Origin of the sequence: Bradyrhizobium sp. KB893862 SZCCT0404 (assembly GCF_018130885.1) — a bacterium.
Classification (GTDB): Bacteria; Pseudomonadota; Alphaproteobacteria; order Rhizobiales; family Xanthobacteraceae; genus Bradyrhizobium; species Bradyrhizobium stylosanthis.
In genome coordinates, this window is record NZ_JAFCLT010000002.1 from 785,197 (window position 1) to 809,584 (window position 24,388).

The 24,388-nt window shown below is 66.2% G+C and carries 24 protein-coding genes and 1 other RNA gene; 9 read left to right on the plus strand and 16 right to left on the minus strand.

The genetic code is table 11. The annotated features are described in order from the left end of the window. Positions 1-79 precede the first annotated feature (79 nt). Positions 80-1,102 (plus strand): D-cysteine desulfhydrase family protein, encoded by a 1,023-nt coding sequence (locus JQ617_RS12490; RefSeq protein ID WP_212026551.1) that lies wholly within the window; start codon positions 80-82, stop codon positions 1,100-1,102. Here the strand turns inward: JQ617_RS12490 and JQ617_RS12495 are convergent. Further along, complete coding sequence (locus JQ617_RS12495; protein ID WP_212026552.1) at positions 1,099-2,331, minus strand: RNA polymerase sigma factor; 1,233 nt, start codon at positions 2,329-2,331, stop codon at positions 1,099-1,101. The genes JQ617_RS12490 and JQ617_RS12495 overlap by 4 nt on opposite strands. 100 nt (positions 2,332-2,431) lie before the next feature. Next, positions 2,432-2,785: a YciI family protein gene (locus JQ617_RS12500; protein ID WP_212026553.1), complete on the minus strand. Its 354-nt coding sequence runs from the start codon at positions 2,783-2,785 to the stop codon at positions 2,432-2,434. A gap of 150 nt (positions 2,786-2,935) precedes the next feature. On the opposite strand from JQ617_RS12500, the gene rnpB reads away from it, so the two are divergent. After that, positions 2,936-3,363: RNase P RNA component class A (gene rnpB, locus JQ617_RS12505), an RNA gene on the plus strand. 115 nt (positions 3,364-3,478) lie between these two features. Here the strand turns inward: rnpB and JQ617_RS12510 are convergent. The 3 genes from JQ617_RS12510 to JQ617_RS12515 form a co-directional block, all read right to left on the minus strand. After that, positions 3,479-3,997: a GNAT family N-acetyltransferase gene (locus JQ617_RS12510; RefSeq protein ID WP_349630609.1), complete on the minus strand. Its 519-nt coding sequence runs from the start codon at positions 3,995-3,997 to the stop codon at positions 3,479-3,481. After that, on the minus strand, positions 3,994-4,704 hold the full coding sequence (locus tag JQ617_RS39950) for an alpha/beta fold hydrolase (protein WP_249156968.1): 711 nt from the start codon (positions 4,702-4,704) through the stop codon (positions 3,994-3,996). Before JQ617_RS39950 ends, JQ617_RS12510 begins: the two co-directional genes overlap by 4 nt. A gap of 72 nt (positions 4,705-4,776) precedes the next feature. Next, positions 4,777-5,241, minus strand: coding sequence for a DUF983 domain-containing protein (locus JQ617_RS12515; RefSeq protein ID WP_212026555.1), 465 nt, complete (start codon positions 5,239-5,241; stop codon positions 4,777-4,779). A gap of 49 nt (positions 5,242-5,290) precedes the next feature. On the opposite strand from JQ617_RS12515, the gene JQ617_RS12520 reads away from it, so the two are divergent. After that, positions 5,291-6,661, plus strand: a complete 1,371-nt coding sequence (locus tag JQ617_RS12520; RefSeq protein WP_212026556.1) for an aminotransferase-like domain-containing protein — start codon at positions 5,291-5,293, stop codon at positions 6,659-6,661. A gap of 4 nt (positions 6,662-6,665) precedes the next feature. On the opposite strand, the gene JQ617_RS12525 is transcribed toward JQ617_RS12520, so the two are convergent. Then, complete coding sequence (locus tag JQ617_RS12525) at positions 6,666-6,932, minus strand: hypothetical protein (RefSeq protein ID WP_212026821.1); 267 nt, start codon at positions 6,930-6,932, stop codon at positions 6,666-6,668. Positions 6,933-7,170: 238 nt separating this feature from the next. Here JQ617_RS12525 and JQ617_RS12530 point away from each other — a divergent pair, with 238 nt between their 5' ends. Beyond that, positions 7,171-7,914 (plus strand): sulfite exporter TauE/SafE family protein, encoded by a 744-nt coding sequence (locus tag JQ617_RS12530; RefSeq protein WP_212026557.1) that lies wholly within the window; start codon positions 7,171-7,173, stop codon positions 7,912-7,914. Positions 7,915-7,957: 43 nt separating this feature from the next. On the opposite strand, the gene JQ617_RS12535 is transcribed toward JQ617_RS12530, so the two are convergent. From JQ617_RS12535 to JQ617_RS12555, 5 genes are all read right to left on the minus strand, one after another. Then, entirely contained in the window at positions 7,958-9,364 is a 1,407-nt protein-coding gene (locus tag JQ617_RS12535) for an MATE family efflux transporter (protein ID WP_212026558.1), read from the minus strand. Between the two features lie 78 nt (positions 9,365-9,442). Continuing rightward, positions 9,443-9,661 carry a hypothetical protein gene (locus tag JQ617_RS12540; protein ID WP_212026559.1) on the minus strand — a complete coding sequence of 73 codons (219 nt, stop codon included), beginning with the start codon at positions 9,659-9,661 and terminating at the stop codon, positions 9,443-9,445. Positions 9,662-9,669: 8 nt separating this feature from the next. Then, positions 9,670-11,469, minus strand: a complete 1,800-nt coding sequence (locus tag JQ617_RS12545) for an ABC transporter ATP-binding protein (protein ID WP_212026560.1) — start codon at positions 11,467-11,469, stop codon at positions 9,670-9,672. A 502-nt stretch (positions 11,470-11,971) separates the two neighbouring features. Continuing rightward, complete coding sequence (locus JQ617_RS12550) at positions 11,972-13,555, minus strand: DHA2 family efflux MFS transporter permease subunit (protein ID WP_212026561.1); 1,584 nt, start codon at positions 13,553-13,555, stop codon at positions 11,972-11,974. Between the two features lie 204 nt (positions 13,556-13,759). Then, entirely contained in the window at positions 13,760-15,070 is a 1,311-nt protein-coding gene (locus JQ617_RS12555) for an HlyD family secretion protein (protein ID WP_212026562.1), read from the minus strand. Positions 15,071-15,264: 194 nt separating this feature from the next. On the opposite strand from JQ617_RS12555, the gene JQ617_RS12560 reads away from it, so the two are divergent. Further along, positions 15,265-15,900, plus strand: a complete 636-nt coding sequence (locus JQ617_RS12560) for a TetR/AcrR family transcriptional regulator (RefSeq protein ID WP_063689372.1) — start codon at positions 15,265-15,267, stop codon at positions 15,898-15,900. 43 nt (positions 15,901-15,943) lie between these two features. Then, positions 15,944-16,285, plus strand: coding sequence for a DUF6665 family protein (locus JQ617_RS12565; protein WP_212026563.1), 342 nt, complete (start codon positions 15,944-15,946; stop codon positions 16,283-16,285). 265 nt (positions 16,286-16,550) lie between these two features. On the opposite strand, the gene JQ617_RS12570 is transcribed toward JQ617_RS12565, so the two are convergent. Then, on the minus strand, positions 16,551-17,756 hold the full coding sequence (locus JQ617_RS12570) for an extensin-like domain-containing protein (RefSeq protein ID WP_212026564.1): 1,206 nt from the start codon (positions 17,754-17,756) through the stop codon (positions 16,551-16,553). A gap of 42 nt (positions 17,757-17,798) precedes the next feature. On the opposite strand from JQ617_RS12570, the gene JQ617_RS12575 reads away from it, so the two are divergent. Next, positions 17,799-18,032 carry a hypothetical protein gene (locus JQ617_RS12575; RefSeq protein ID WP_212026565.1) on the plus strand — a complete coding sequence of 78 codons (234 nt, stop codon included), beginning with the start codon at positions 17,799-17,801 and terminating at the stop codon, positions 18,030-18,032. 74 nt (positions 18,033-18,106) lie between these two features. Here the strand turns inward: JQ617_RS12575 and JQ617_RS12580 are convergent, their stop codons facing one another. Together JQ617_RS12580 and JQ617_RS12585 are read right to left on the minus strand one after the other, a co-directional pair. Beyond that, a complete protein-coding gene (locus JQ617_RS12580) occupies positions 18,107-18,439 on the minus strand; it encodes a hypothetical protein (RefSeq protein WP_212026566.1) in 333 nt (110 codons plus the stop codon). A gap of 281 nt (positions 18,440-18,720) precedes the next feature. Continuing rightward, entirely contained in the window at positions 18,721-19,596 is an 876-nt protein-coding gene (locus JQ617_RS12585) for a DUF2147 domain-containing protein (protein WP_212026567.1), read from the minus strand. Between the two features lie 194 nt (positions 19,597-19,790). On the opposite strand from JQ617_RS12585, the gene JQ617_RS12590 reads away from it, so the two are divergent. Both JQ617_RS12590 and JQ617_RS12595 read left to right on the plus strand, forming a co-directional pair. Next, on the plus strand, positions 19,791-20,579 hold the full coding sequence (locus JQ617_RS12590) for a DUF2147 domain-containing protein (protein WP_212026568.1): 789 nt from the start codon (positions 19,791-19,793) through the stop codon (positions 20,577-20,579). Positions 20,580-20,858: 279 nt separating this feature from the next. Beyond that, complete coding sequence (locus JQ617_RS12595; protein ID WP_212026822.1) at positions 20,859-22,322, plus strand: FecR domain-containing protein; 1,464 nt, start codon at positions 20,859-20,861, stop codon at positions 22,320-22,322. A gap of 523 nt (positions 22,323-22,845) precedes the next feature. Here the strand turns inward: JQ617_RS12595 and JQ617_RS12600 are convergent. Together JQ617_RS12600 and asd are read right to left on the minus strand one after the other, a co-directional pair. After that, on the minus strand, positions 22,846-23,448 hold the full coding sequence (locus JQ617_RS12600; RefSeq protein ID WP_212026569.1) for an NUDIX hydrolase: 603 nt from the start codon (positions 23,446-23,448) through the stop codon (positions 22,846-22,848). Positions 23,449-23,514: 66 nt separating this feature from the next. Next, on the minus strand, positions 23,515-24,378 hold the full coding sequence (gene asd, locus JQ617_RS12605) for an archaetidylserine decarboxylase (RefSeq protein ID WP_212026570.1): 864 nt from the start codon (positions 24,376-24,378) through the stop codon (positions 23,515-23,517). Between the last annotated feature and the right edge of the window lie 10 nt (positions 24,379-24,388).

Consider the following 24,388-nt stretch of genomic DNA (forward strand, 5'->3'; position numbering starts at 1 on the left):
GTGATCGGACGGTCGTCGCTGCAACTCCCACCGCCGGGCTATTGTCCGACGACCGGCGGGATGCAGGACGAACGACACGATGCAGATTGATCGCAAGCTGCTGATTGACCGCCTCGCCGCTTTTCCGCGCCTGGGCCTCGCCGATCTTCCCACGCCGCTCGAACCGATGAAGCGGCTGACGGCCCATCTCGGCGGGCCGCGGCTGTGGATCAAACGCGACGACGCGACCGGGCTCGGCTTCGGCGGCAACAAGCTGCGCAAGCTCGACTACGTCCTGCACGATGCCGTCTCAAACGGCGCCGATACGATCGTCTCGGGCGGCGTCGTGCAATCGAATAGCCAGCGGCAGGTCGCGGCGGTTGCCGCCAAGCTTGGCCTGCCCTGTCATCTGGCCGTCTATCACGGCCGGCTTGCGCCGCCGACGCCGGAATACGAGACCTCGGGCAACGCCTTTCTCAACCGGCTGTTCGGCGCGCAACTGCATGACGTGCCCTGGACCGGCGATCGCAATGCCGCCATCCGCGCGCTCGTCGACGATCTCCAGGCGCAAGGGCGCAAGCCGTATTTCGTGCCTTACGGCGTTTCGAACGCACTCGGCGCAGTCGCTTACGCCACGACGATCTGCGAGATCGAGCAGCAGGCGGCGCGGTTGGGGTTCAAGCCGGCCGCGATCGTGCATTGCACCGGAAGCGCCGGCACGCAGGCCGGTCTCGTCATCGGCGCAGCCGCAGCCATGCCGGACACGCGCATCGTCGGAATCGATATCGATGCGGAGCCCGCGCGGGTCCGCTCCGACGTGGTCGCCCTTGCGCGACAGGCGGCGGATCTGCTCGGCGTCGGTTTCGACGATGCCATCGTGGAAGTGGTCGCCGGCCATGCCGGACCAGCCTATGGGGTGCCGCACGAGGCCACGATAGAAGCCATCCGGCTTGCGGGACGATCCGAGGCGCTCGTGCTTGACCCCGTCTATTCGGGCAAAGGGCTGGCGGGCCTGATCGCGATGATCCGCCAGGGGCGTTGGCGCAACGACGAGGACGTCATTTTCCTGCACACGGGCGGCGCGCCCGCCCTGTTCGCATACCAAAGCGCGCTCGGCATCTAGCCCATCTCCCTCATCCGCCGCGCATAGAGCCGCCGCAACGGCTCGAGCTGCGTCGTCGCCGTCGCCGCACGATAGGCCGCGCGCGCCTCCTCCTTTCGGCTCAGCCGCCGCAACAGATCCGCGCGCACCGCGGGCAGCAGCTCGTAGCCGTCGAGCCCGCCGCGCGCGGTGATCGCATCGACGAGATCGAGCGCGCGTGCGGGGCCGTCGACCATCGACACCGCCGCAGCATGATTGAGCTCGATCACCGGCGACGGGTTGAGACGCAGCAGCACCTCGTAGAGCCCGGCGATCTGCGGCCAGTCGGTCGCCTCGAAGCTCGGCGCCCGCGCATGCAGCGCGGCGATCGCGGCCTGCACCGCATAGGCTTGCGGCCGGCCGGGCATGCGCAAGGCATCGTCCACCAGACGCAGGCCCGCCTCGATCTGCGCGCGATCCCACAGCGTGCGGTCCTGCTCTTCCAGCAGCACGATGTCGCCGGCCGCCGTCTCGCGCCCGGCGCGCCGCGCATCGTGCAGCAGCATCAGGGCGAGCAGGCCCTTGATGCCGCTGCGCCCCGACATCAGGGCGTCGAGCAGGCGGCCGAGCCGGATGGCTTCGACCGCAAGATCCGGCCGCATCAAATCCGCGCCCGAGGTGGCGACATAGCCTTCGGTGAAGACGAGATAGATCACGGCGAGCACGCCATCGAGCCGCAGCGCCAGCGCGTCGCGCTCCGGCACCTCATAGGGGATGCCGGCCAACCTGATCTTCTGCTTGGCGCGGACGAGACGCTGCGCCATCGCCTCCTCGCTGACGAGGAAGGCGCGCGCGACCTGGGCGGTGGAGAGCCCGCAGACGGTGCGCAGCGTCAGCGCGACCTGGACCTCGGCGGCGAAGGCGGGATGGCAGCAGGTGAAGATCAGCCGCAGCATGTCGTCGTCGAGCATCGCCGGCGGCTCGTCGGCCACTTGCGCGTTCAGCTCGAGCTCGTGCACCAGCGCCTGCTGCTTGCCGCGGAAGACGGCCTGGCGCCTGACGCGATCGATCGCCTTGTGCTTGGCGACGTTGACGAGCCAGGCGCGCGGATTGTCGGGCGCCTCGCCCACCGTCCAGCGTTCGAGTGCGACGGCGAACGCATCCTGCAACGCCTCCTCGGCGAGATCGAAATCGCCGACGAGGCGGATCAGCGTGGCCAGCGCCCGCCCTGCCTCGTCGCGGAAAATCTTGTCGATCTCGTTTGGAGTCATGCGTCGACGCTTTGCACGTCATTCCGGGGCGTGCAAAGCACGAACCCGGAATCTCGAGGTTCCGGGTTCGGCCTTTCAGGCCGCCCCGGAACGACACTGCTCACTTCTCATACACCCAGATCGGCCGCACCTCGATCGACCCGACGCGGGCGCTCGGAATTCGCGCGGCGATCTCGATCGCGGCGTCGAGATCTTTGGCCTCGATCAGATAGTAGCCACCGAGCTGCTCGCGCGTTTCCGCGAACGGACCGTCGGTCGTCAGCGTCTTGCCATCGCGCACGCGCACCGTGGTCGCGGTCGTGGTCGGGCGGAGCCGGTCGCCGGCCTTGAAATTGCCGTTGCGGATGATGGATTGCGTAAAGGCCTCATACTCCGCCGACATCTTCTGGGTCGTTCCCGTGTCGATCTTCGCGTACTCGGCCTCGTTCTGGTAGATCATCAGCAGATACTGCATCGCTTCACTCCTGTTGTTCGGCTACCTCGCCGACAGCCAGTCGAACGGGCCACGCTCCAAACGACATCTTCAGGATAATTTATTTCCAAGCCGGCGTGGGGGCGATCCCGGCTTGACGGAACCGTCACAAATGCTCCATGCGTAACCCCGTCAGTCGGCCGGACGGCCGCTCCGGCAGGTTGCCGAAAGGCCGCCGGGGAGGAAAGTCCGGGCTCCCTTGACATGCGGTGCCGGATAACGTCCGGCGGGGGTGACCCCAGGGAAAGTGCCACAGAGAACGAACCGCCCCGCTTCGCCTTCGGGCTTCGCGGGGTAAGGGTGAAAAGGTGCGGTAAGAGCGCACCGCGGGTCCGGCAACGGAGCCGGCATGGTAAACCCCACCGGGAGCAAAACCGAATAGGGACGGCGTAGCGGGCTGTTCGCGCAAGCGATAACGCCGCGGGGCGATGTCAGGCCCGCCGTCCGGGTAGGTTGCTCGAGGCCATGTGCAAACATGGTCCCAGAGGAATGGCCGTCACGTATCGCTTGCGCAAGCAGGCGGTGCCCTACAGAACCCGGCTTACAGGCCGGCTGATATTCTAAAGCGTCGTCGAGCGAAGTGGTTTTCCGGTTCGCTTGAAGAAGAAAGTGACGAGGGGTTCGATGCTAGCGCATCGGGCCCCTCACCATTTGCGGCACTGTCACTCCCGGCCTTCAGTCCACGGCACGCCGGACGTCAGCTTCCATAACGAAGTTCTCGTACGCACTGTCAGCAATCACGAAATGCGTGGAGCCGATCCTCTTGAAGCCGTGTCGCAGATAGAAGGCGATGGCGCGATCATTTTGCGCGTTGACCTTCAGCCAGACGCGTTCGCCACCCATGCTCCGGCAATGAGCCAAGGCGCGCTGCAGAAGTGCAACGCCTCTTCCGCCCGACTGGTGTCTTGGCTGGACATACAGGGTCATGATTTCCAGCGGCGAGCAATTGGCCAGCGGCGGCGTGGACGTCGAACCAATCGTCACGAAACCGTCGATTCCTATCCGGTTCTCCGACACCCAGATCGATAGATTGGGATCACCGACAGCGTCCCGAAACTTCTGCGCAGTGAACTCCGAGAGAACGTAGTCCGCGAAAAATGCGTTCACCCCCTCGCGGAGATAGGTGCTCAACCAGACTTCTATGCTCACCGCCGCCAGACTGGAGGCGTCTCGCGCCTCGGCTTTCCTGATCACGACGCGCTTTCCAACACCGCCATCAACGCCTCCGGTGCCGTCACGTTCGGCGCGTGGCTGGCGTCGAGCTCGACATAGCGCCAGCCTTCCTCGCTCTTCGTGCGCCTGGCGAATTGCCCGAACGTGTCGCCCGGCGGGATGCGCGTGCAATAGATGTAGCTGCGCGGCATCGGCGGCTCGCCATGGGCGAGCTTCAATCGTGTCTCGAAGCATTTGATCGGCATCGCCACCCGTCGCGCGTTGAGCCAGTCGAGATCGGCCTGCGGCGTATCCGGCGGCGGCGGGTTCGGCGGGATGCGGTAGCCGTCGCCGGCGCTTGCCGCCTTGCGCATCGGCTCGCGTCCGGCCTCGTTGAGGTCGAACAGCGACTGGCCGTCGCGCGGCACGAAGGCGTCGAGATAGATCAGTTGCGTCACCCGCTCGCGGGCGCGGTCGGCGACGCCGGTCGCGACCATGCCGCCATAGCTGTGGCCGAGCAGCACGATGTCATTGAGGTCCTCGAACGTGATGACGTTGAGGATGTCCTGAATGTGCGTATTCAGATCAATCGAGGGACTTGCGAGATGCGCGCGCTCGCCGAGCCCCGTATAGGTCGGCGCAACGAGCCGATGACCGGCCGCCGCCATCAGCGGATGCATCTTCTTCCAGGACCATCCGCCGGACCAGGCGCCATGACAGAGCAGAAAGGTCTTCGCGCGTGCGGCCATTGGCGTTTCCATCGTTCTTGTTTGTACGATGGAGTGTAGCGGCCGGGCGCACGATGTAAACGTGGAGCCGCTTCAGGCCGCGCGCGTATTCGATTTTGCGAGGACCGGCGCAAGCCGACCGGCTTCGCGCCGCAGCTTGCCCGCCTCGAAGCCGTGCATGCCGAGCTGCCATTGCAGGCCGACGATGGCGCCCTTGGTCGGTTGCAGCAGCGCCAGCGAGGCAAACAATGTCACCGGCAGCCACACTGCCAGCTGCAGCCAGACCGGCGGCGCGTAGGCCGTCTCGATCGCGAGGATCGCCGGCACCACGAGGTGGCCAACCACGACCATCACCAGATAGGCGGGGAAATCGTCGGCGCGCTGGTGGAACAGCTCCTCGCCGCAATGATCGCAAGCGTCAGCGACCTTCAGGAAACGCCCGAACATATGTCCTTCGCCGCAGTTCGGACACTTGCCGCGAAATCCGCGCCACATTGCATTCGCCAGGGAAACTGAACCGGTCGTCATGACGACACCCCTTCCGTTTTGCTGATCCATACAATACTATCTTGTATCCATACATTCAAAGGATATGGGCCTAAATTGCATGGATTGGACTCCTACAATCTCCGAGCTCAGCGGGCCACGCTACCAGCGCATCGTCGAGGCGATGGAGGCCGACATCGCCGCCGGCCGCCTGGTGCGGGGACAGCAATTGCCGACCCAGCGCGCGCTGGCCAAGGCGCTCGGCATCGACCTCACCACGGTGACGCGCGCCTACACCGAGGCGCGGCGCCGCGGCATCATGGAAGCCCGCGTCGGCCAGGGATCGTTCGTGTCGGAGACCAGCGCGCGGCGCGCGGTCGATCTGCCGCATCCCGTCGCGATCGACCTGTCGATGAACGTGCCGCCGCATCCGCTCGAAGCGCAGCTCGACGAGCGGATCATCGCCGGGATGGAAGCCCTCCGCGCCCAATCGGGCCTGACCGCGTTCCTCAATTATCAGCCGCCCGGCGGCAGCGCCCATGAGCGCGAGGTCGCGGCGCGCTGGATGCGGTCGCGCGTCCCGCACGCGCATGCCGACAGGCTTGTGATCTTCCCGGGCGCGCAGACGATCCTGTTCAACCTGCTCGCGCACCTTGCGCGGCCTGGCGATGTCGTGCTGACGGAAGCCCTCACCTTCCCCGGCATCAAGGCGGCCGCGGCGCGGCTCGGCGTCAAGCTCATCAGTGTGGCCATGGACGACGGCGGCATCCTGCCCGATGCGCTGGCGAAAGCCTGCCGCGCCCACAAGCCGAAGGCGGTCTATCTGATTCCGACGCTGCACAATCCGACCACCGCGACGCTTCTCCCGGAGCGGCGCAGCGCGATCGCCAGGATCATCCGCGACGCCGATACGATGCTGATCGAAGACGATGCCTACGGGCTGCTCGATCGCTCGGCATCGCCGATCGCGAACCTCGTTCCGGAACGAACTTATCTCGCAACCACGCTGTCGAAGTGCATCGCGCCCGCACTGCGCGTCGCTTACCTCGTGACGCCCGACAACGCCGCGCAGCAGGAGATGCGGACGTCCCTGCAAGCAACGGTGCAGATGCCGGCGCCGCTCATGGTCGCGCTGGCGACGCATTGGATCGAGAGCGGCGTTGCCGACCGGATCATCACCGCCATTCGCAACGAGGCGATTGGCCGCCAGCAGCTCGCGCAGCGCGTGCTGAAAGGGTTTCAGTTCCTGGCCAAGCCTGCCGCCCACCATCTCTGGCTGCGGCTGCCCGAAGGCCGCCCCGACGTCGCGGCGCATCTGCTGCGAAATGGCCTCGCCGTGGTCGCCGGCGACGCCTTCACCGTGGACGGAACACCGCCGCATGCGGCGCGCGTCTCGCTGGGCGCAGCGCGCAACAGGGCCGAGTTGACGGAGGCGCTGCGCATCCTCGTCGGCGCGCTCCACAAGCCCGCCGACAGCAGGCAGATCGTTTAGACACTTATTGGTATTGATGATGACGGCGGTGGCGCGGGCGAACAACCGGCGCAGCCGCTGCAGGATAAGCCGCATAGGCCTCGCTCGGGACCACTGCCTCGCCGCGGGCTGCGCGCCCCGCGGGCGTGAGCTGGCCGCCATTGAGCACGTCGCGATCGGGATGCGCGGCCTGATAGGCCGCAGGCTCGGAAAACTGCGCCTGTGCCAATGTCGGCGTCAGGGCGGCGGTGGACAGCAGCGCGGCCGCAACGGCAATATTCATGCGGGTCATGGTCATTTTCCATCTCGTTCGGGGAACAGGCGATTCAGGGCGATATCGGCGTCGGGCGGGCCCCCGGATTGAAGTACGGCCATCATGTAGGGGCGCCTGCCACGAACGCTCGTCCCCGGGCGCCCCGAGGGATCACGCTTGCGTGCGGTTTGGAAATTGACCTGCCTGGCCGAAGGCGTGCTATGCGGGCAATGGCGATCAACAGTTCGGGATCGCCCATTGCGGCAGGAATAATTCGTTGGAAACGCTCACTTACGCGCTGCTGCTGTTCGGCGCATTGGCCGGCGGCTTCGTCTCGGGACTGGCGGGGTTCGGCACGGCGCTGATGGCGCTCGGGATCTGGCTCTACGTGCTGCCGCCCTCGCTCGCGGTACCGCTGGTGTTGATCTGCTCGGTGATCGCGCAGACCTCGACGTTGCCGTCGATGTGGAAGAGCTTTGATCTCTCGCTGGTGTGGCCGTTCCTGATCGGAGGGCTGATCGGCGTGCCGCTCGGGACCATGATGGTCGCCTCCGCCGATCCAAAGGTGTTCAAGCTGAGCGTCGGCGTGCTGCTGCTGATCTTTTCGACGGCGCTCTATCTCAACAAGAAGCCGCTCGCCATCAAGTTCGGCGGCCGGATCGCCGACGGCGCGATCGGTTTTGCCGGCGGCATCCTGGGCGGGCTCGCCGGATTGTCCGGCCCGCTGCCGATCCTCTGGGCCAACATCCGCGGCTGGAACAAGCATGAGCGGCGCGGCATCTTCCAGCTCTTCAATTTCACGGTACTCGCCACCGCATTGGTGCTGCAGACAGCATCCGGCCTCGTCGCGTTCAAGGTGGTCTGGCTGGCAGCCGTCGCCTTTCCCGGCACGCTCATCGGCGCCTGGGCCGGCGCACGCGTCTATCACGTGCTGAATGACAAGCATTTCGGCGATGTTGTGCTTGGCCTGCTGTTTCTGTCGGGTCTCACACTCGTCTGGAATAGCATCGGCGCGCTATAGCCCCACGGCAAAGGCAAGAGCCGTGGGGCGGAGGTAAGCCTCGCTACGCCGGCGCGCGCGCAGGCGGCGTAACGGGCTCGGCTTCCACCGGCTCCGCCGCCTCGTGCTGCGGCACCGTCGGCAGCCGTTTCCTGAACTCGCGGCGCAGCAGCCACACGCTCAAGGCGGCCTGGAACGTGGTCGCCGCGATCGACAGGTACCAGACATACTCGATCCGGAAGCCCGGACGGGTCGAGAGCAGGATCGCCGGCAGCGAATAAGTGAACACGCGCGTCGCCGAGCTCAGCAGCACCGGCCTGGTGTTGCCGAGGCCCTGGAACATGCTCGAGCAGGTGAAGATCAGTCCCTGCGCCACCATGTTGAACGAGATGATCCGCAGGAACAGGCGGGCGATCTCCATCGTCTCCTGGTCGTTGGAGAATCCGCCGAGCAGCAGATCCGGCTTCAACTGCGCGAGGGCCATGAAGCCGAGCATCACGATGGTCACGATCAGCGCCGACTTGACGAACGTGTCCCGCACGCGCGCGCCGTTGCCGGCGCCGAAATTCTGGCCGGCGATCGGCCCGGCCGCCAGCGCAACCGCCAGCGCCGGCATATGGATCAGGCCGAGCACGCGCTGGCCGATGCCGAATCCCGCCTGCGCCGCCGCGCCGAAGTCGCGCAGCACGTAATAGACCACGGCCATGAAGATGAACATCATGGCGAACTCGCCGCCGGCGGGCAGGCCGACATCGAGGATGCGCTTCAGATGACGCGGCTGCGGACGCCATTGCGCCGCATTGAAGGCGACGTAGCGCTCCACCTTGCGGAAATAGGCCAGCAATATCAGAACGCCGATCGCGACCGCGATCGAGCTCGCCAGTCCCGCGCCGGCGACGCCGAGCGCATAGCCCGTGCCCCAGCCCGAGATCAGCACCGGCGCCAGCGCAATGTTGATCGCGACCGCGAGCGTCTGCACCAGCATCACGGGGCGCACGATGCCGGTCGCGCGCAGCGCGGACCCGATCACCTGCGTCGCGAATTGCAGCGCCAGCGCGGGCATGAACCACAACAGGTAGATGGTCCCCGCCTCGACCGTGGCCTGGTCCGCCGCGACCGAATGCATGTAGGGTCGCGACAGCGTCGCGCCCATCGCCAGCGTCAGCAAGCCGAGCAGCACCGATAGCGCAATCGCTTGGTTGAAGATCAGGTTGGCATCCGGCCGGTCCTTGCGTCCCACGGCATGCGCGATCAGCGCCACCGTGCCGACGCCGAGCACCTGCATCAGCGCGTTGATGAGGAATCCGGCATTGCCGGCCGCCGCGACGCCTGCCACAGCGGCATCGCCGAGACCCGAGACGAAGTACAGATCGACCAGCTGGCAGAGCATGATCGAGATCATCCCGACCATGATCGGCGGTGCCATGGCCAGGATGTGTCTCGCGATAGAGCCGTGCGTCAGGTCTTTCATGTCATTCCATCCTTGGCGACGTGGCTCTCAGGGCATTTGCCCGTCAGCCAGGCGCCACAACTGCCCTGTAACCGCTGCCTAGTCTTCGTCATCCCGCATCAGCAAATCGAGCCGTTCCGGCTTCAACTGCTTGAGCTTTCTCTCCATCTCGCGACTGTAGCGGCGGTCGTTCGGCTCGACCCCGCGTTGGGCCTTGCGGCCATATTGCTGCGTGAACACGCACACGATCGCAGCTTTCAACGCACGCTTCTGATCAGCGTTGAGATGCCGTCGTGTTGGCCTGGCCGCGTCAACCATATCGCCTCTCACTCCGCTGCTGCGATCCGCCCGAGCTCCACCACCTGGCGCTCGAACAGGCCGCGATAGATGCCCCCTGACTTGCTCGCGAGCAGAGCATGCGTGCCCTGCTCGACGATCTCGCCGCGGTCGAACACCAGGATCCGGTCGAGGCTCTTCACCGTAGACAGCCGGTGCGCGATCACGATCGAGGTGCGCCCCTTCATCAGACGCTCCATCGCCTGCTGGATCAGCGCCTCCGATTCCGAATCGAGGCTCGACGTCGCCTCGTCCAGGATCAGCACCGGCGCATCCGCCAGGAACGCGCGCGCCAGCGCCACGCGTTGCCGCTCGCCGCCCGACAGCTTGACGCCACGTTCGCCGACCAGCGTGCCGTAGCCCTTCGGCAGGCGCAGGATGAAGTCGTGCGCATTCGCCAGCCGCGCGGCCTGCTCGATCGCATCGAGGCTGGCGCCGGGCCGGCCATAGGCGATGTTCTCGGCGAGCGTCCGGTGGAACAGGATCGGCTCCTGCTGCACGATCGCGATCTGGCTGCGCAGCGATTGCTGCGTCGCCTGCGCGATGTCCTGCCCATCGATCAGCACGCGACCATCCGTGACGTCGTAGAGCCGCTGCACCAGCTTGACGAACGTGGTCTTGCCGGAGCCGGAGCGGCCGACGAGGCCGACGCGTTCGCCGGCGCGGATCCTGACCGACAGGCCGTCGTATAGCGGCGCGCGATGGCCGCCATAATGGAACGTGACGTCGTCGAACACGATCTCGCCGCCCTCGATCACGATCGGCCGCGCACCCGCGGCGTCCGCAATCCCGATCGGCTCGTCATGGATCGCCACCAGCTCCTCCATGTCGTTGACCGATCGCTGGAGGTTGTTGATGTGCATGCCGACGTCACGCAAATAGGCGTGGATGACGTAGTAGCTCGTCAGCACATAGGTGACGTCGCCGGGCGAGGCGTGCCCGTACATCCACAGCAGCACCGAGCCGCCGATCACCGACGCGCGCAGGCACAGCAGCAGCGAGAGCTGCGCCATGGCCGTGTAGTTGTAGCGGAACCAGGTGCGACGCACGCGCGTGCGCCAGCGGTTGATGACGCGACCGAGCCGCGCGTCTTCTCGCGTCTCGGCGCCAAAGGATTTCACCACCGCATTGCAGGTCAGCGCGTCCGCCAGCGTGCCGCCGACCTTGGTGTCCCATGCATTGGAGACGCGAGCGGCCGGCGCGATGTAGCGCGTCGAGAACAGCACCGTCATCGTGACATAGATCGCCGCACCGAGGGCGATCACCGCGCCGAGCGAAGCCCAGTGCACGCCGAGCAGGATCATCGACCCGATCAGCACGACCAGCGACGGCAGCAATGCCAGCAGGATGGTGTCGTTGAGCAGGTCGAGCGCCCACATGCCGCGCGTGATCTTGCGCACGGTCGAGCCGGCAAAGGAGTTGGCGTGCCAGTCGGTCGAGAAGCGCTGCACGCGCGTGAAGGCGTCCTGCGCAATCTCGGACATGAGCTTGAGCGTGAACGGCACGATCGCCTGCAGGCCGGCAAGCCGCAGCACCATCGAGGTCGCGCCCAGCGCCACGATGGCGGCGAACGCGACCAATGCGGCGTGGCGCGCATCGGGGTCGGACGGCCCGCGCGTCAGCGCATCGACCAGCTGGCCCGAGAACACCGGCATGAACAGGTCGGCGGCGGTCGCCCCCAGCAGGCCGGTGACGATGGCGAGCGTCCGCCCCGGCTGCTTCAGCCAGTGCCTGAACACGAAGGGCAGCACCACGCGGATCGCCGCGGGCTTCTTTGACAGAGCGGTCATGGCATCATCCGGCCGCTTTGCGCGAGCCGGCTCCATCGATGGACGCGAATCGGCCGCGAGGGGCCAGGACGGCGTCACTTGAGACTGAATTTGACTTGGGAAACGGAGCGATCGGGAGACAAAACCCAATCGAAACTGGCGGAAGAGGCCTCTAGCAGGCCGCGTACATACCGAGCCAGGTGATCATCGAGCGCGGGCGTACGATCTGCGAATGCGACGAAATCATGCAAATCTCTCCCCGGTTCGATTGAATGAGGCGCGATTTATAGATGTGTCGCTTCCGCTTTGCAACGGGGCTTCCGCGAGTTCACGGATGAGTGTTGCAATTTGGTTCGGGGGGCGTGCACGGCGTTGGTGCGCGCGCCCTTGTCTCACTCTCCGCTGTCATCCCCCGCGAAGGCGGGGGATCCAATACGCCGCGGCCTCTCCGTATCCCACCGGCGCTGGTGGAATACTGGATCGCCCGGTCAAGCCGGGCGATGACACCGACTGTATCGCTGCGTCAATGCGCGTCGCCGCCGCCGGTCATCGCGGCCGGCTTGTTCAGCAAGGTGACCAGCAGGCTGAGGCCGAGATAGAACACCGTCAGCACGAAGAAGGCATCGCCAAAGCTCATCACCACGGCCTGGCGGTGCACGATCTGGCTGAGCTGCTTCATCGCCATCAGCGTGGAATCGCCGAGTCCCTGGAATTTCTGCTGGAGCATGGTCAGCGTTTCGGTCGCGGTGGCATTGCCCCAGGTCACGCGCTCTTGCAGGCGCGTGATGTGCAGGTCGGTGCGGTCGTTGAGCACGGTGTTGATGACGGCAAGGCCGACGGCCCCGCCAAGATTGCGCATCAGGTTGAACAGGCCGCTCGCGTTCTTCACCCGTTCGGGCGCCAGCGTGCCGAGCGCGATGTTGTTGGTCGGCACCATCGCGAACATCATGCCGATGCCGCGCAGGATCTGCGGCACCAGCAGCTCGACGAAATCGTAATCGCGCGTCATCCAGGTCATCTGGTAGGAGCCGATCGCGAACACGACGAGGCCGAACGCGATCATGTAGCGCATGTCGACCTTGACCATGAGCCGGCCGACCAGCGGCGCGACCAGGAACATGGTGATGCCCGAGACGAACATGGTCTCGCCGATCATCAGCGCGCTGTAGCCGCGCACCTCGGCGAGGTAGCGCGGATAGATGTAAGTCAGGCCGTAGAGGCCGATGCCGATGCAGAACTGCAGGACGCAGCCGACCGCGAAATTGCGGTTGGAGAAGGTGCGCAAATTGACGATCGGCTCGGCCGCTGTGAACACGCGCCAGAAGAAGGCGATCGCCGAGATCGCACAGATCCAGGCGCAGATCGCCACCGACGTATCCTGCATCCATTCGTGCTGAGGCCCCTCCTCCAGCACATATTCCAGCGTGCCGAGGAAGCCGGCCATGAACAGCAGGCCCCACCAGTCGAAGCGGTCGAGCAGCTCGAAATGCGGCTCGTCGAAATCGACCAGCGCCAGCACGCCGACGGTGATGCCGATGCCGGGCACGACGTTGATGAAGAACAGCCAGTTCCACGACATCAGATCGGTGATGTAGCCGCCGACGGTCGGGCCGATGGTCGGCGCCAGCGTCGCGACGAGCCCGATGATGGGACCGACGATGTGGAATTTCGTGCGCGGGAACACGGTGTAGGCCGAGGCGAACACCGTCGGGATCATGCCGGCGCCGAGAAAACCCTGCAGCGCGCGCCAGAGGATCATCTCCTCGATCGTGGTGGCGAAGCCGCAGAGCAGGCTCGAAGCGGTGAAGCCGGCCGCCGAGATCGCGAACAGCAGCCGCGTGCCGAAGGCCCGCGACAGGAATCCCGACAGCGGAATCGCGATCACCTCGGCGATCAGATAGGCAGTCTGGACCCAGGCGACTTCGCTCGAGCTCGCCGACAGGCCGGCCTGGATCTCGCTCAGGGACGCCGAGACGATCTGGATGTCCAGGATCGACATGAACATCCCGAACACCATGATGATGAACGCGAACAGCCGCTTCGGCGCGATGCGCTCCGAAGCGGGGTCCGCCATCATGGCAGGTGAAGCGGTGGTGGCGGTGGCCATGGTGTCAGCTCGGGCTGGAGCAGGCTGCGAGTTGGGGACACCTCTCCCGCTTGCGGGAGAGGTCGGCGCGAAGCGTCGGGTGAGGGTTCTCTCCTCTGGGGGATTGTCCCGTTGCGGAGGCACCCTCTCCCCAGCCCTCTCCAGCAAGCGGGAGAGGGAGCGCACCTGCATTGGAGGCTGCGGTGCGGCTCATGTCATCAAATCCTACTGCGGATGGATCGCGGTGGGATCGTCGAGATCGACCTCGCTGTCGGCGTCGGCCGCGCCCTTGTTGGTGTCGACGGTGGCGTAGACCGACATGCCGGCGCGGAGCAGGTTCTGCTTCGCCACCGACTTCGGCACGCGGATGCGGACCGGCACGCGCTGCACGATCTTGGTGAAGTTGCCGGTGGCGTTGTCGGGCGGCAGCAGGGTGAACACGGAGCCCGCGCCCGCCGCGATGCTGTCGACCACGCCGGAGAACTTGCGCATGCCATAGGCATCGACCTTGATCGTCACCGGCTGGCCGGGACGGATGCGCTTGAGCTGGGTTTCCTTGAAGTTGGCGTCGATGAAGACGTCGTCGAGCGGCACGACGTTGCCGAGCCGCTGGCCGACCGCGACGAAGTCGCCGGCATTGACCAGGCGGTTGGAGAACGTGCCGTTGACGGGCGCGCGCACCGCGGTGAAGGCGAGGTCGCGCTCGGCCTTGGCGAGCGCGGTCTTGAGCTCGGCGAGCTGCGCCTGCGCTTCGGCCTGCTGCGCCTTGGCGACGTCGACATTGCTGACCGCGACGTCGTAGGCCGCCTGCGCGGCCTTGACGGCGGCGGCGCCCTGGTCGCGTCCGGCTTCCGAGCTTTCGAAGGTGGCGCGCGAGGCAAAGCCCTTGCTGCTCAGCGCCTGCTGGCGCTCATAGTCGAGATCGGCGCGCTTGAGGCCGGCTTCGGCGGAGACGAGCTGCGCCTTGGCCTGCGCGACCTGGCTGTCGAGCGCGGCGACCTGGCGGCCGATGCGGTCGATGGTCGCCTGCTGGGTTGCGATCTTGGTCGCCGCGGCGTCGACCGCGATCTTGTAGTCGCCGTCGTCGATGCGGAGGATGATGTCGCCGGCGCGCACCGTGGTGTTGTCGCCGGCAAGGATCGAAGAGATGTGGCCGGCAACGCGCGCGCCGAGCATGGTGTTGTTGGCGCGGACATAGGCGTCGTCGGTCGAGATGTAGAAGCGGCCGACCAGCGTGTAATAGCCGGCATAGCCCGCGGCCGCGAGCGCCAGCACGAGACCGACGCCCATCAGGACGAATTTGCGCTTGCCGGATTTCGGCGCGCCCGCGGCGGGCGCGTCCGGCGCAGCGGCCGGCTTGTCGGTCACTTGTTTCTCCGGGGCCTCGCTGCGGCGCTTGGTTTCCTCGGCCACGTGCGAGCGCAGCTGCTCGGCAAGGACCGCCGATGACTCGGGCGCAGCCCCATCGTTCGCCGATGCCGTCTCCACCGTGTCCTGGCGAATGGCGCGCGCCGCCTGGTCTCTCGATACGGCCATAACGGCCTCCCCAAAAAAAGCACGATCAAGGGCGGCCGTCCTGCGGCCGGTTCCTGTCGTTCATCCCAAATATCATTGACCGAACGGTTCGGTCAATATACATAATGTTCCCAGGCGACCCTAGGGACCCGAATCCTTTATTCAGGTTTCCCGGACCAAGCCCCGACCCAAAAACCTGCCGAGACCCTGAACCAATGGTTGTAGCCGAGCGCGAACATCCGCACGTCATCCAGGAGGAGGACAGCTCCAAGCGCCGCCAGATCCTCGACGGCGCCCGCAAGGTGTTCATGGATCTCGGCTTTGACGGCGCCAGCATGGGCGAGATCGCCCGCTCCGCGCAGGTGTCCAAGGGCACGCTCTACGTCTACTTCGCCGACAAATGCGCGCTGTTCGAAGCGATCCTCGAGCAGGAGGCGCTCCAGCACGGCCAGGTCGTTTTCAATTTCGATCCCGCGCGCGATGCCGAGACCACGCTGAAGGATTTCGGCCAGGCCTATATCCACCTGCTCTGCCGGCCCGGCGGCGGATCGGCGATCCGTACCGTGATGGCGATCGCCGAGCGCATGCCCGATGTCGGCCGCCGCTATTATGCGCGAGTGCTGGACAAGACCATCAACCGCCTCTCCGATTATCTCGGGATCCACGTCGCCTCCGGCGATCTCAGGATCGACGATTGCGACCTGGCGGCGTCGCAGTTCATGGAACTGTGCAAGGCCTCGCTGTTCCTGCCCTTCGTCTTCCAGGCCGCGCCCGCGCCGTCGGAAGAGCGCATGACCGAAGTGGTCGACAGCGCGACGCGGATGTTCCTGGCGGCGTACCGGGCGAAGTAGCGCCGCGCGTTGCGCGTGCCGGTCCGGCGGCTATATTCGGGCCATGTCCCGTGATCTTCGCCCGCCTGTCGATATCCTCCATTACGAGATCGTCCAGGAACAGGCCTCCGCGCTTGGGCGGATGGGCCGCACGCTCGAACAGGCGCTGGCGCGCTTGCGCGAATTCGACACTGCTCACGCGGCGACGGAGACGCCGGCCTCGATGCAGCCCGCGCGGCGCAAGCTGGTGCTGGAAGCCGGCCAGGCGCTCTGGATGTTCGTGGTGCAACGCGAGGCGTCCGGCCTGCGCGACAGCCGCCACATCATGCGCACCTACAACGTCCCGGGCGAGGTGCAGCTCTGCATGGGGCTGATCCCGGCATCGGCGAAGCCGGGCTCGAGGTGAGTTGATGGATCGGTCGAGCGCCGCTTCGGCAAACGCGACAGCTGACTCCGCGAAACAGCCGCCCAACATTCCGCCGTCGTCCCGGCGAAGGCCGGGACCCATACCGCGTGATCCATCAATTCTGGACGGTTAGAGTACCGAACCACGAATCTTCGCCAAACTGCGTCATCGGATTATGGGTCCCGGCCTTCGCCGGGACGACGCGTTTGATACAGGCTGCCCCGGATATCGCTGCGCTCATCCGGGCTACAGGAGATGCGACGCGCTAATCGTCGGCGTACTCGTCTTCCTCGCGCTTGCGCGTCGTGCTCTTGCTCGCGCCGAGCGAGCCGGTGACGTAAGGATCTTTCGAGTTCGCATAGGGATTGCGGCGCTGCGCGCGCCCGGCGACCTCTTCGCCCGACACGGCGGCGGGCTGGCAGATCAGGCGGCGGCTGGGGCGGCGCATCAGATCCACATGGATGTGATCGTAGTGATAGACGTTCGATCCCGGCGCCAGCACCGTGGTGAAATGCGCGCACGCGCCCGACTGAACGTCTCGCAAAAAGCCCTGCTCTTCCGGCATGCCGCGCCAGCCGTCCTTCACGGTGACGCGACGGCCGTCGGCGAGCACGAAGGCGGAGATGTCGAGCGCATTGCCGAAGGCGTGCTCGGAGATGTGGGAGTGCGGATTGCCGTTCATGCCGCGGCAGGAATAAGCGGAGATCTGCTTGATCTCGGCGACGCGGGCGCCGAACCAGCGCATCGCCGACGGCTGCACGGTGTCGGCGAGCCAGCGGTCGAGCTCGGACACGATCGGACAGGCGAGCGTCGCGGTCGGCTTGATCGTGACGGGGCCGACGGCGGCGACGGGATTGCCCTGCGGCGGGCCGAGACGCGGCAGCGGCTGCTGCGCGGGTGCTTGCGAATAAGGTGCTGCCGATCGCGTTGGATAGCTCGGCGCGTTCATGTAGCGCGCGGCGCCCGCGGCATCGGTGCCCTCGGGCGGCAGGTCGATCTCGTCTTCCTGCGGCGCGACCCCGGGCGCATTGAGCGACATCGGTCCGGAGGATGCACCATAGCCGGATGGCTGGCGCACCGCGCTCTCGGGATAGTTCGACCGCTGCGGGTAGGACGATGCCGGATAATTCTGGCCTTGCTGATAGTTCGACTGCGGCTGCACCGGCCAGCGCGGCTGGTTGCCGATGCTGCCGGGCGGGCGCAGCGCCTCGTCGGCGAAACCATAGGTGCTGGAGGCCTCGCCGAGCGCGGCCACCTTCAGCGGATACTCGGCGCCGCACATGCCGGGCCCCGAGATCGGGTCGATGCGGACGATGTCCGCGCTCTCCTTGACGGCGCCCGATTTCAGGCACGCCGCTTCCGCCTCGGCCCGCCATGGTTCACGTTCGGCCTGGAAGAAGCCGCGTCCGCAACCCGCTAGCGAAACAAGGACGATGGAGCCGACGAGATACAAACGAACTCCGCGCGTCATGCACGCACGTTCGGTGAATTTACTTAAAGACTCTTCAACACGTTGATTTCAGTGTTCTTTAACCATACCGACCCGCAGCCGCGCCGGCGGCTCGCGAAGGCGAGCGACAGCAAGGCTGACTTTTTCGGGAAGAGACTTTCTGTTAACCATAAGCCATGCGCGCGGGGCGGCGCGCATGGAGGGAACGACCTCATGACCTTCGCCGGGAGACTGAACGTAGTCACCGCGTACCTCGCCATGGCCTTCGTCGGCGCCATCGTGCTCGGCATGATCTAGAGATTGCATAGACGGCACCGCGGGCTTGCCCGGCTGAGCGCATCGCGCAGCCGCTGTGCGTCACCGCGCGCCCATCAGAAATTCGAGCATTCCGAACCCGTGATGCCGCCGATCTTGAAGTCGCGGCACATCATGCCGGGACTGTCAGGATCGGGATAGCGATCATCCTTCTCGCGACGCGTGCGGCTGAAGCGCCAGCCGCGCGACAGCATGCAGCGCTTGTAGCGTGCCGATGTCACCGTGCCGTTCTGCGGCGCGCCAACCTGAGCATCGCAGAAAGCGCTGTCGACATGCAGCGCGTCGTCGCCGCGCTGCTGCTTCAGCACATTATTCCAGATGTCGGTGTCGGCGTGGACCGGGATCGCGCTGCCGATCAGCAGCGCGGCGATGAGGCTGAGGCGTTTCATGCCGGCTCTCCTTGCACCCATCGGTCGCGTGCAAGGCAGAAGCAGGTTCGGTGCAGGACGATTACAAATTGGATAGGGGATACTCTTCCGCGACGGCGGTATCCTTCCTTCTCCCCTTGCGGGAGAAGGTGGCGCGAAGCGCCGGATGAGGGGTTGCTTCAGCGAATTCCGCCGCAAGAGAATCGCTCGCGGGGAGATACCCCTCACCCGTCTCGCTGCTGACGCAGCGAGCCACCCTCTCCCGCAAGGGGGAGGGTGACAGTCTGCATTTCGCGACAAACTTACGACCGCGCGCTCCACTGCCGTGACGTCGAGACCATCTTGTCCTGCGGCTCCTCGATGCGGGTCCAGTCGTTGCCGGAGCACCAGAAGCGGCCGAGAGCACAGGCCTCGACGTACAGCCTGCCCGAGCCCTTCAGCGTCATCGTCGCAAAATAAGTGTTGCCGCTGGAGCGGCTGTAGATGCTGCCGGTCCACACATTGTGCGTCTTCGGCTTCATGTTGACGAGCACGCTCTCGCCCCGGTTGGAAGCCTCGGTGAGCGCAAAGCCGCACAGGGCCGGACCGCAGCGCTCGATGCGAACCGTGCCCTTGGCACCTCGGCTCTCCCATTCGCCGAGCGGGGAATATGCCTCCTCGTCACCGCGCTGCGCGATCGTCGTGCCCTGGCCGGTTTCGGGTTGAGGGGCAACCGGCGCTACGCGCGGCGGATCGAGCGCGACGGTCTTCGGCGGATCCATGCGCTGCAGGTCCACCCGCGGCGGATTGGGACTCAACACTTTTGGTGCTTCAAGTTTGGGCGCCGGCGGCGGCACGACGGGCTGCGACGTCGTCGCGGCAAGGACAGGCGCCGTCGATGCGGGTGATGGCGTGGCCACGGCCGGCTGCGGCGGCCGCACCGGAGCAGGCGGAACGACCGGCTGCGCCTGGACCAGCGGCGCCGGCGGAGGCGGCGCGGCCGGTGTCGTGGTGACATCTTCAGTCGGCCGAAGGCTGCGGCTGGACACCGAAACGCAGGAACTCGACCGGCAATTCCTGGGCGCCTCGACGTGGAACCGGTGGCCGCCGATCGAGAAGGAATAGGAGCCGGCCTCGGCCGCAGGCGCCATCGCCGTCAGGGCGATCAATATGCCAAGCGAAGTCATAAGCCGTGCCATCGGCACCTCCTGTCGTGTCGCGGCAAGGTTACGTCGCGCAAACAGCAGCCGAATGTGCGCTGCCTCACCCAGCGCCGGCGGACCGTTGTGACGTCCGTCACGGAAGGCGGGTTCGGCCCGGCGTAGGGTCGAACCACGCTTCATCCACCAGCGACTTCAGTCCATCACCGGACCGCACATTTTCGGAGGCTGTCATGAACAAGCTCACCATCGCCGCCACCGCGCTCTTCCTGGCTTCGACGGCGGCCGCCCATGCCGGCGGCAATTCGATCTCGTTCCAGATCGAGGGCCAGCACATCCGCATCGAGACGCCGCGCAACTGCGCCTCGCTCAACTGCGTGACCATCGTCGCGCCGGGCCTCTCGGACAAGCCGATCAAGCTGAACAACATCAACCTGAAGGGCCTTGGCGGCTCCAAGGACGATGACGTCGACACCACGCCGGCTCCGGCCACGACCGCGCAGCCCGCGCCGGCTCCGGTGCAGCAGCAGCCCGTGCAGCAGGCGCCGGTCCAGGCGACCGCTCCGGCCGCCCCCGCTGTTGCTCCCGCCGCGCCCGCGCCGACCGTTGCCGCTGCGCCGTCGGTCGATACGACGACGCAGGCCGCGCCGGTTGCGCCTCCTGCTGCGGTCGCGGCTGCGCCCGCTCCTGCCTATGTGCCCGCCCCGGCTCCGGTCGCCGCCGCACCAATGGCTGCGCCGAATTCGCCGATCGGTGTGTGGGCGACCGAAGAGAACAAGGGCAATGTCCGCGTCGAGCAGTGCGGCGCCAATCTCTGCGGTTATGCCCAGAAGACCAATGAGCGCATCCTGATCAACATGAAGCCCGACGGCGCGAAGTGGAGCGGCCGCATCCACGATCCCGACTCCGGCCGCAACTACGACTCGACGATCGCGATGAAGGGCCCGAACGCACTGCGTGTGCAGGGCTGCGCCTTCGGCGGCATGTTCTGCGGCGGCCAGACCTGGAAGCGCGTGAGCTGACGCGCGAAGCGCATCATCTCCAGCACATGCATACTCTTCGTCATGCCCGGGGCTTGTCCCGGGCATCCACGTTCTTGGTGTCGTGAAGTAAGGCGTGGATGGCCGGGTCAAGCCCGGCCATGACGTCGGAGAGAGACCGAGCCCCATTCATGGACACTACGCATCGCTTGAAAGTTCACCCCGTCCCTGCGACACATGTTCATCCGCCATTCAGCTACCCCCGGCTGAAATCACAAAACACTCGCCTCGCATTCTCACCGGGACATCCTCGTGACTTCATTGGTAGCCTGGCGCCGCTTCGTCTTCGCGCTTGCCCTGCTCGCCTTGCCGCTGGCTGGCAGCAGCGTGGCTCGTGCATCCGACACCATCGAGCTTGCCCAGGCTCAACCAAACCCCGCCCCTTCCCCGACGCCATCCGCCTCGCCGACGCCATCGGCATCACCGGCGCCCGCGACAGATGCGCAGGCGCCCGCAGTCGAGCCGATCGGCAACGTCGCGACCGTGACGGGGATCGCGACGGTGGTCCGCGACAAGAATTCCTATCCGCTGCGCGTGCGCGACGACATCTATCTCAACGACGTCGTGCAGACGTCGTCGAACTCCTCGCTCGGCATCACCTTCAACGACGCCACCACGTTCAACCTCTCCGCCAGCGCCAGGATCACCATCGACAATTACGTCTATGAGGACGGCGGCAAGCAGAACTCGGCGATCTTCGACATCGGCAAGGGCACGGTTGCCTTCGTCGCCGCGGCCGTGGCGAAGAGCGGCGACATGAAGATCGCGACGCCGACCGCGACGCTCGGCATCCGCGGCACCACCGGCGTCGTCGACGTGCCCGAGGGCGCGACGGCCAGCACTGCGAACAACGTCAACATCAAGCTCTATCCCGACGCCGACGGCCGCGTCGGCCACATCGAGGTCAACGACCGCAGCAGCGGCGCGCGGCTCGGCGCGCTCACGCAAGGCGCGAGCGGCTTTGCGATCCGCCCGGGCGCAGCCACGGGCGGCGTCATGCGATTTGCCGCCGTGCCGATCACGATTGCCCCGCAGCAGATCGCACGCGACCGCGGCTTCGTCAGCCAGGTTCATCTGGCGCAGACCACGGGCCGGCAGATCGTCACCGAGCAGCGCGACTTCCGCCGCGCCAATCCGGCCGCGATCAGCCGCATTCCGCGGCCGGCCCAGCCGCCGCAGCAGCAGCAATTGCGGCCGACGACCGCGCCGGGCCAGCAACAGCAACGGCCGAACGGCCAGCCGGGCCAGAACAACCGTCCGGGCCAGCAGCAGCCGGGCGCTCCGGGCCGGCAGGGTGCGCAGCCGCCGCAGCGGCAAGGACAAGGACAAGGCCAGCAAGGCGGCGCGGTGCAGCCGGGCGGCCAGCGTGCGGGCCAGGGTCAGCAGCCGCGCGGCCAGCAGCAACAGGGCGAGCGGCAGCCCGGCCAGCAGCAAGGCACCGGACGTCCCGGCGCACCGCGCACCGGACAGGGCACGGCGCCGACCGGCACGCCACAAGCCCAGCCGCAGCGCGGCGGACAGATTCAGCCTGGAGCAACCGTACCGCCGCAACCGGGCGCAACGCCACAACCGCAACAGCCGCGCACCGGCCTGCAGCCGGGGCAACCGCCCGCAGCACGGCAACCTGGCGTGCAGCGCCCCGGCGGCTTCCAGCAGCGCGTTCCCGGCGTGCAGCGTCCCGCAGCCCCGCGCAAGCCGGCCCCGAAGGAGAAAGAGCGGCGGTAGCTCTTCCTTCTCCCCCTTGCGCGAGAAGGTGGCATAGGCGGCCTATGGCCGCCGTTCTTAAGAGCGCCGAAGCGAAGCTTCGGCTATGGCGCCGGATGAGGGGTTGCCTCAGCTCAAGAGATTCATTCGCGGAGAGATACCCCTCACCCGTCTCGCCGCTGCGCGGCGAGCCACCCTCTCCCGCAAGGGGAGAGGGATACACCGTCAGCGCGGCGACGGGCAGTATCGTAGGGTGGGCAAAGCGCAGCGTGCCCACGACTTGCATAATTGTTGGAAGACGTGGGCACGGCGCAAGTGCGCCTTTGCCCACCCTACGAGTTTGCGACGTGCAGAGGGATAAGCCTCACACCGCTGTCTCCTCCGTCATTGCGAGCGCAGCGAAGCAATCCAGAGTCTCGCCGCGGAAAGATGCTGGATTGCTTCGCTGCGCTCGCAATGACGTGGACAGGGCTCGTGCGACGTTGACCGCATCAGTTCGTGGATACGCGACCTACCTGCAACTTACGGCGTACGCAAAAAGACCTCACGCCTCGCCGCGCAGCCAGGCCTTCACTTTCTGCAACAGGCCGTGCTGCAGCTCTTCGACCGAAGCCGCCTCGGCCGGCGTCAATGTCTGCAAGGCCGCATCGATATCGTCGGCCGCCAGCGGCGATTTCGGCTCGGGCAGCTTCTGCTCCGAGACCGGTGCCGGCTCAGCAATGACCGCGGGCACAAGCCCCGCCGCCGCGAGGGCGATCGGGCCGATCTGCGTCAGGAACGCACGCTCGTATTCGCGCGACAGCCGTGCGATCGCGTCGTCCAGCGTCAGCCAGTCGACCGCCTTGATGTCGTTCATCAACTTGCGGACGGGACCTCCGTCGGCCTCCATCCGCCAGAAATGCACGACCTTCGAGCGTCCGCCGGATTGGTAGACGAGCGTGCCCAGGAATTCGTGGATGGCGACGTCGTGGCCGGTCTCTTCCAGCACCTCGCGATGCGCGGCTTCTTTCGGCGTCTCGCCGTCGTCGAGCTTACCCTTGGGCAGCACCCACTCATTGCGTTTGCGCTGGCGCACGATCGCGATCAGCGGCGTCGAGCCACGCCGCAACACGATACCACCCGCCGCCATGACCGGCACTCGCGCCATCACGAAATCCGTATCGTCAAATCGTCCCCGCGGACGATATAGGCGGCGGGGACGGCGGTTTGAAGGCTACTTTCTCCGGAGCAGCGCCTGGCCGGCGCGAATGCGCGTGCCCTCGGCGATGCCGTCGCAGAAGGTAAAATCGCCGGGCGCGAGGATGATGATGGTCGAGCCGTGCTCGAACCAGCCGAGCTCCTCGCCCTTGGTCACGTTGACATCGCACGGAAAATTGACCGGCCCGCGGGTCTGCGCGTTCAGCACCATGTCGAGGAAGTGCAGGCGGATGCTCGCGACCAGGATCGCGGCAACCGGGACGAGCGTCACGGCCTCGCCGGTCGCAAGATGGGTGCGGATCACGGCGCGCTCGTTCTTGCAGAACAGACGCTCGACCCGCTTGAGCGCGATCGGGTTGACGTTCCAGACGTCGCCATGGATCAGCGTGACGCGTTCGATCTGCGCATCATAGGGTGCATGGAAGCGGTGATACATGCTCGAGGTCAGCCGCAGCGTGACGAAGCTTCCGTTGCGGTGCTGCTCGACCAAAGCGGAATCGCCGAGCAGGTCGAGCAGCGAATAGGGCGCGCCCTTGACCTGGAACAGCTCGGTGTCGGCGATCTTGCCGTGGGCGCCGACGATGCCGTCCGAGGGGCTGGCGACGACGGAAGGGTCCTGGTCGAACGGCCGCAGGCCCGGCTTCAGCTCCCGCGTGAAGCAGTCGTGCAGGCTCCTGAAGTGGGTCTTGCGCGCCTCCGACAGATCGAGGTCGGAGAACAGCTTCCACAGCGCGATCGAGAAGTCCCGCACGATTGGGTTCTCGATCTTGGAGAACCAGCCCATGAAGCGGGTCAGCGCCGCGCGGGGGATGCGGTTGGTCAACAGGAAGTTGAGGTCTTCCTGCTGGGTGAAAGAGGCGATGAGGGCTTTGACTGTCATGAATCTGTCA